This window comes from Bacillus sp. sid0103 (assembly GCF_019219025.1).
In genome coordinates this window covers 1-6,086 of the sequence record NZ_JAHUWN010000065.1, presented here as the reverse complement: position 1 = coordinate 6,086, position 6,086 = coordinate 1, and the positions used below count along the sequence as shown (strand labels likewise).

Sequence of the window (6,086 nt, the reverse complement as noted above, 5' to 3'; positions counted from 1 at the left end):
ATTATTCCACGGAAATTTACAGCTCTAGCTACGTGGAGTTCTTGGGCGATATCTACACCAACCACAAGGTGTTTATCTGAAATTCTCTCAATTAGTTGATTTTGTTTGTCTTGCATCTTAAAATTCATATAAGGGTTCCTCCTTAAGGTTTTGAGTTAGAGTGGTGTCTATACTCATATCTTACTGAGGGACCTATTTTTTTCAAAGTTGAAAATTAGCTGCCTACAGGAATTCTAACGGAGCAGGTTAATTTAAGAAGTTATGTGGGAATTTTTGTATTTATAAAATTCTGAAAATGTTATAATTAAAAATGTAAACTAATTGGAATTTAACAAATCCATAGGGATGTGTTATTTATGAAGAAATTAATTATAGGACTTAGTATCGTGGTGGTCGCTTTTCTAATTTCAATGTTTTCAAGCAATTACACTTTATTGTATAAAATCACAGGGGCTGTCGGAATTATCTCACTGATATTAGGTGCTTTGTTATCTGGAGCATTCGTGGATGGGGATAGGTTGGGTAGAAATCTACAATCTGAATCAAAAGAAGATAGAAAACAAAGAGTTTCACAAACTAATTCTATTTTGTTAATAGGATTACCTAATTTATTAATTGCAGCGGTTTGCTTTTTTCTATTGATTTAAATGAATAATAGTTACCAACTCCCTATTTTTTGTTAAATTAACGGGTGCGATACTTAAAAAAGCATTTTTAAAAAAGGAAAAGGCGATGTGGTTTGAAATGGGGATTAAAGGTGCGGTGTTTCTTTCTGTTATATTAGTATCAGTGATGTTTATAATTATTGATTCAACTGTACCAGAAGGTAATCTTCGTTCTATTTTAAGTGGATTATCAGTAGGTATTACAGTATTAGTTGTAAATCTTATTGCTAAAAAGAGACGGTAACATTAGATTTTGTTGTGCAACTAACGGGTGCGATTGTTCAATAATAAGAGCAGTGGCTTTTCTTGTTCTGCTAACGAGCAGGATAGTTAAAAAAGCTCGTTCGACAGAAAGGACATTCCTGGTATTACAGGGATGTCCTTTTTACTCAACTAGGGTATTTTGTTAGAATTTAAAATCTAGAATCATCTTACTGGTTTGACCTGTAAACTTATAATTATAAGACCCTTTCAAACTTTCTAAGTCACCGGTAGCTTTGATGATTGTTGATGGAGAATCTAGATTTCCTTTATCAAATACTCCTTGCTCAATAGCTGTAAATGTCCCTCGTTTTCCCTTATAAGTTCCTTCGAAATGCAGAAATCCGGAAATTTTAGAAGTGGCCAAGTGACCATCATCTACACTTGATTCTATATAATATAATAAATATTCAACATAAGCTTTTCCTTTTAATTCACCGTCAATATCATATTCGACATGGGCAATATTAATAGGGAAATCTTTTCTAGTGTCATCAACTGGCTTTTCATCCCATTTGCTTACTATAAATGTTACCTCCATACGCGTAAAACCCCCTTCATTATTAAATAGTAATTCACTTCCAGTATACCATCCAAAAAGTACCATAAATATAGTGGTATTGGAGTGTTTTTACTTATTCTTCTTTCTAACTTTGTGAAGTATTACACTTAAAGTAACGGGTGCTTTAGTTGAACAATCCAATCTAAAAAGTCGGTTCCGTACGTACAGGAATTCGACTTTTTTAGGTTGAATTTCACAATTCTTGTTTAATGCTATTTTTGATATCGTGTAATTTGGAAATAAAAGTGAGCCTATGACCCATTTTTACACGTATCTCGGAATAACCCCAAGATATGGGATTGTTAGTTTATAACAGAAAAGAATCATATCAATAAAAGCCTTGATTATTCTGCTTTGCGTAGAAAAATCAAGGTTTCCCCTTCCAAAAAATGTCTTAGCGTGGGTTTTACGTCAAAATGTTGGTGCTACCCCTATCTGTTGTCCCATATGGAAGAATCTCGTATATTTTTGCAGCAAGTGCCTGGGGAGATTCCCTTGCCCCTCTTTTAATCCAATCGGTAACAATATTAAAGATACCGCCTGCTAAAAACAGGATTTGCATTCTGCTCATGTCATGATTGCGCGTAATATCCGCTTGAAAGACCTTTTCCATTGCATAATTCAAATAATCAAGCAGCATACTTGATATATTTGCATCAATTAACTTTTCTGACGGTTTCTGTGCAGACACAAAGCCCTCTATGATATATTCAATAATTAGCTGCATACTATCATACGGATCCAAACTATCAACCTCTTTCAAAAATTGTTGAACAATTTCATCCACAGATGCTTGCACGACGTCGTAAACGTTGCGGTAGTATTTGTAGAATGTGACTCTGGCAACTCCAGCCTTTTTGCAAATAGCTGTTACGGTTATATCTTGCAGTTTATGTTCATGCAACAGTGCGCTCAATGCCTCCATAATGTATCTCTGAGAGTGTACACTGTCTTCTCTTGACTTCCTCAAAGCTAACACATCCTTCATTCTGTTCGTTTTAAGTGCAAATCATCACATAGTGCTTGAAAGATGAAAATTCACTGCTATACTTACACGTGTAAGTACAATTGTTAGTGCAGTGATAATGTCATTGTATAAAAGGACATCATTGCTGTCAATGTGTACCATTTTCTTTGTTTCCTACTGGCAATTTGCCGCCATTCTGCAAGCTATAAATAGGGAGGGATATTCAGATACAAGCTATAATGTACATTTTAAATTTTGTTATATGAATAATATATGGTTTTGGTGTTTGTGCATTTCTAGATTACAACGTAAGAACAAGACAAATTTTCAACAAGAATAGGGTGAGATTCAATTGGCAAAATATCTGTATAAGTTAGGACATTGGGCAGTAAACAATAGGAAAAAGGTTGTATTCAGTGCACTCGCAATTCTTATTGCATTAGTGCTTTTTGCAGTCAACAGGGGTTCCGCTTTCAAGGATGAGCTGAGCATTCCGAATACGCCGGCAGATAAAGCAGGAAAAGTAATTGAAAAAGAGTTTAAAGCGATGCAACCAGCAGGTGCCCAAGTAAAAGTGGTGTTTCAAGCTCCAAAAAACGAAACCTTGGAGTCAGCGGAAGTACAACAGAAAATTGCAGAAGTTCTAGATGAGATTAAAAAAGATTCAGCTGTTGATTCTGTGGCAGCACCGATGCAGCTGCAGAACCTCAGTGAAGATAGGACAATTGGATATGCAGTCGTTACGTACAAAGTGAAAGCGGAAAAGGTCACAGAACTTTCTAAGGATAAGATTTTAGATAGTATTGAAGCAACAAGGGATGCCGGCGTTAAAACGGAGTTATCAGGAGGCGATATCAAGTTTTCAGACTCAGAAACTTCAGGTGTGACTGAAATTGTCGGAGTACTTGTTGCCTTCGTAGTTCTGGCATTTACCTTTGTGTCTTTTCTAGCAGCTGGACTGCCGATTCTCACTGCGATAATCGGATTAGCGATTGGAATGCTAGGAATCATGATTGGGACCAATTATGTGGAAATCCAATCTGTTTCCTTATCATTAGCTGCCATGCTGGGACTCGCAGTGGGCATTGACTATGCGCTCTTCATTATCAATCGCTTTAGACAGCAGCTTGCACAAGGAGATTCTGTTCTAGAATCTGTTGCCATCGCAACGGGAACAGCGGGGAGTGCCGTAATCTTTGCAGGATTAACTGTTATTATTGGTCTTTTGGGACTGTCTGTTACAAAGATTCCATTCCTGACAGCGATGGGCGTATCCGCTGCCTTTACTGTGCTCGCAGCTGTGTTGGTTTCAGTCGTCATATTACCAGCCATATTGGGACTTGTCGGTCATAAGATTGCACCATCTAAACAAAATCGATTTTTGCAAAAGATGACTGGGGCAGGTAAGAAACACGCTGGTTCAAATAAATGGGGGGAATTTGTCATAAGACGTCCTCTGATCGTTACAATTTTCGCAATCGGACTACTTGCAGTGATTACGATTCCATTTTTCCATATGAACCTTGGCCTGCCTTCTGATGGAACAACAAAGTCCACAGAAACGACAGAAAGAAGAGCATATGATTTATTGACGGAAGCATATGGAGAAGGATTTCATGCCTCTTTAATGGTAGTAGCAAAATCAGAGAAAGCAACAGTTGAAACGCAAAATGCTATGAACACCATTGCAAAAGAATTAGGCAACATATCTGGCGTGAAAAGTGTGACACCTGCTATCCCTGGGCCTTCCGGAAAGATTTATATGATTTCCGTCACACCAAAAACAGGACCTGACGATACAAAGACGAAGGATTTGGTAAAAGCGATCCGGGACAAATCGAACCAGACCGAGAAAGAAAATGGAATTGAACTAATGGTAACGGGCACAGAAGCGATGAATATTGATATTGCACAAAAGCTGAGTGATGCCTTGCCGGTTTTCGCTGCCCTTATTGTGGGACTTGCATATGTACTCTTAGTTCTAGTGTTTAGATCTCTGCTCATTCCATTAAAAGCAGTATTTGGGTTTCTGCTTTCTCTTGGTGCTACGTTGGGAGCCGTGGTATTTGTCGTCCAGGATGGGCATTTCCAAAATATATTTGGTTTCTCGGCTGCCGGTCCGATCTTAGCCTTCCTGCCTGTCATTCTGATTGGCATCCTGTTCGGACTCGCCATGGATTATGAAGTGTTCCTAGTGAGCAAGATGCGGGAAGTATATACTCATACAGGCGACACGAAGAGAGCTATTTTAGAAGGAATGCGGGAGAGCGGTAGAGTCGTAGTCGCAGCAGGATTAATTATGATGTCTGTATTTATTGGATTCATGTTGGCACCTGATGCCATCATTAAATCACTAGGCATGGCTCTTACATTCGGTGTTTTCTTTGACGCATTCATCGTGAGAATGATAATCGTACCTGCGGTCATGACTCTCATGGGTAAGTCAGCCTGGTACTTGCCAAAATGGCTGGATAAAATTTTGCCTAACATTGATGTTGAAGGAGAAAGCATTATACATCACATGGAAAACAAAAGTGAAAAGATATATAAACAGAACAGTTTTGTTAATTAATAATTGTATTCAGTTAAAAAACCGCTTCCTATAATGAACTATACCCCGTCCTACGGACAGTCTTAAAAAAGTGGCTATGCGGCTAGTAAGAGGCCCCGGTATTCTACCGGGGTCATTTTCATTAAGCCCCATTGATAGTGGTGATGATTATATTCCTCGATTACTCGATCAACTTCTTTCTTTACTTCGCTTAAATTATCACACGATTTATACTCCGCTAAATCCTTAAAGTGCCCAAAGAAACTTTCCATTGGCGCATTGTCCCAACAGTTTCCCTTTCGGGACATGGATTGGGTTAGACCCAGCTTCTTCACTTTGCTTTGAAACAATGGGTGGGAATAGTGGAAACATACAGGATAGATTGTTCAATATGAACAGTCCTTTTTTATCCCTAACATAAAATTTGTGAAGAATTACACTTAAAGTAACGGGTGCAAGAGTTAAAGATCGAGAAAAAAAGCACCCTTTTTACAAAGGATGCCTGCATTTACCCACTTCTTTTGGTTTCAACCTTCTACTTTTGACATCAATAGCACGCCACTCCATGGTATTTTTATTACTAAAAGTGATAGTCACTAAATCATATGGGAAATCGTGAGCACCTTCAAATGTTGTTAGCTGCACGGTGGCATTAAAGTAGCGATAGTTTTTATATTCCAGCTTTTTGATTTGGAGAATCTGTTCGCAATAATACTGCTTCGGTTTGCCGAAATATTTTTCGATTGCTTTGTCGATGGATGGAAAAAGCAAATTGAGGATCACATCATCACGCAACTGTACATCCTTTTTAGTTATGGTTTCAGCTTTAACAGATGAAGAAGAGAAAAGGGTTAAGAAGGCAATCAATATTAAAAGGCTTTTTTTCATAAGAATCCTCCATTCAGCTTTCTCTTAGAATGAACAATTAAAGAAATTCTTATTATGCTAACGTCGCAGTTGTGCGGCCGAGCCTAGGTCGTATCATATAGCGGGTGGGATTCCCGCCGAGTAAGAACTAGCCATTCGCTCGTAGCGAGTCTTGGAGGGCTAATGGTAACATTAGTCTTTAAGCGTAGACAG

6 protein-coding genes and 1 pseudogene are annotated in these 6,086 nt (G+C 38.2%); 3 read left to right on the top strand and 4 right to left on the bottom strand.

Going from position 1 to position 6,086, the window contains the following annotated elements; all coding sequences use genetic code 11:
- The first annotated feature begins 356 nt into the window (after positions 1 to 356).
- A complete protein-coding gene (locus KW850_RS32000) occupies positions 357 to 647 on the top strand; it encodes a DUF5316 domain-containing protein (protein WP_218351653.1) in 291 nt (96 codons plus the stop codon).
- 85 nt (positions 648 to 732) lie between these two features.
- Entirely contained in the window at positions 733 to 909 is a 177-nt protein-coding gene (locus KW850_RS31995) for a hypothetical protein (RefSeq protein ID WP_218351652.1), read from the top strand.
- A gap of 162 nt (positions 910 to 1,071) precedes the next feature.
- Here the strand turns inward: KW850_RS31995 and KW850_RS31990 are convergent, their stop codons facing one another.
- Both KW850_RS31990 and KW850_RS31985 read right to left on the bottom strand, forming a co-directional pair.
- Positions 1,072 to 1,467 carry a DUF3224 domain-containing protein gene (locus KW850_RS31990; protein ID WP_218351651.1) on the bottom strand — a complete coding sequence of 132 codons (396 nt, stop codon included), beginning with the start codon at positions 1,465 to 1,467 and terminating at the stop codon, positions 1,072 to 1,074.
- 427 nt (positions 1,468 to 1,894) lie between these two features.
- Positions 1,895 to 2,413: a TetR/AcrR family transcriptional regulator gene (locus KW850_RS31985; RefSeq protein WP_218351650.1), complete on the bottom strand. Its 519-nt coding sequence runs from the start codon at positions 2,411 to 2,413 to the stop codon at positions 1,895 to 1,897.
- Positions 2,414 to 2,807: 394 nt separating this feature from the next.
- Here KW850_RS31985 and KW850_RS31980 point away from each other — a divergent pair, with 394 nt between their 5' ends.
- Positions 2,808 to 5,027 (top strand): MMPL family transporter, encoded by a 2,220-nt coding sequence (locus KW850_RS31980; protein WP_218351649.1) that lies wholly within the window; start codon positions 2,808 to 2,810, stop codon positions 5,025 to 5,027.
- Between the two features lie 74 nt (positions 5,028 to 5,101).
- Here KW850_RS31980 and KW850_RS31975 read toward each other — a convergent pair.
- Positions 5,102 to 5,371 (bottom strand): annotated as a pseudogene (locus KW850_RS31975) (integrase core domain-containing protein); the annotation flags it as partial.
- 124 nt (positions 5,372 to 5,495) lie between these two features.
- Entirely contained in the window at positions 5,496 to 5,894 is a 399-nt protein-coding gene (locus tag KW850_RS31970; protein ID WP_218351647.1) for a DUF3888 domain-containing protein, read from the bottom strand.
- Positions 5,895 to 6,086: the final 192 nt, after the last annotated feature.

Bases quoted from the DNA above. Each gene is read 5' to 3' on its own strand.
- KW850_RS32000 (WP_218351653.1), top strand. From the start codon at position 357: ATGAAGAAATTAATTATAGGACTTAGTATCGTGGTGGTCGCTTTTCTA.
- KW850_RS31995 (WP_218351652.1), top strand. From the start codon at position 733: ATGTGGTTTGAAATGGGGATTAAAGGTGCGGTGTTTCTTTCTGTTATA.
- KW850_RS31990 (WP_218351651.1), bottom strand. From the start codon at position 1,467: ATGGAGGTAACATTTATAGTAAGCAAATGGGATGAAAAGCCAGTTGAT.
- KW850_RS31985 (WP_218351650.1), bottom strand. From the start codon at position 2,413: ATGGAGGCATTGAGCGCACTGTTGCATGAACATAAACTGCAAGATATA.
- KW850_RS31970 (WP_218351647.1), bottom strand. From the start codon at position 5,894: ATGAAAAAAAGCCTTTTAATATTGATTGCCTTCTTAACCCTTTTCTCT.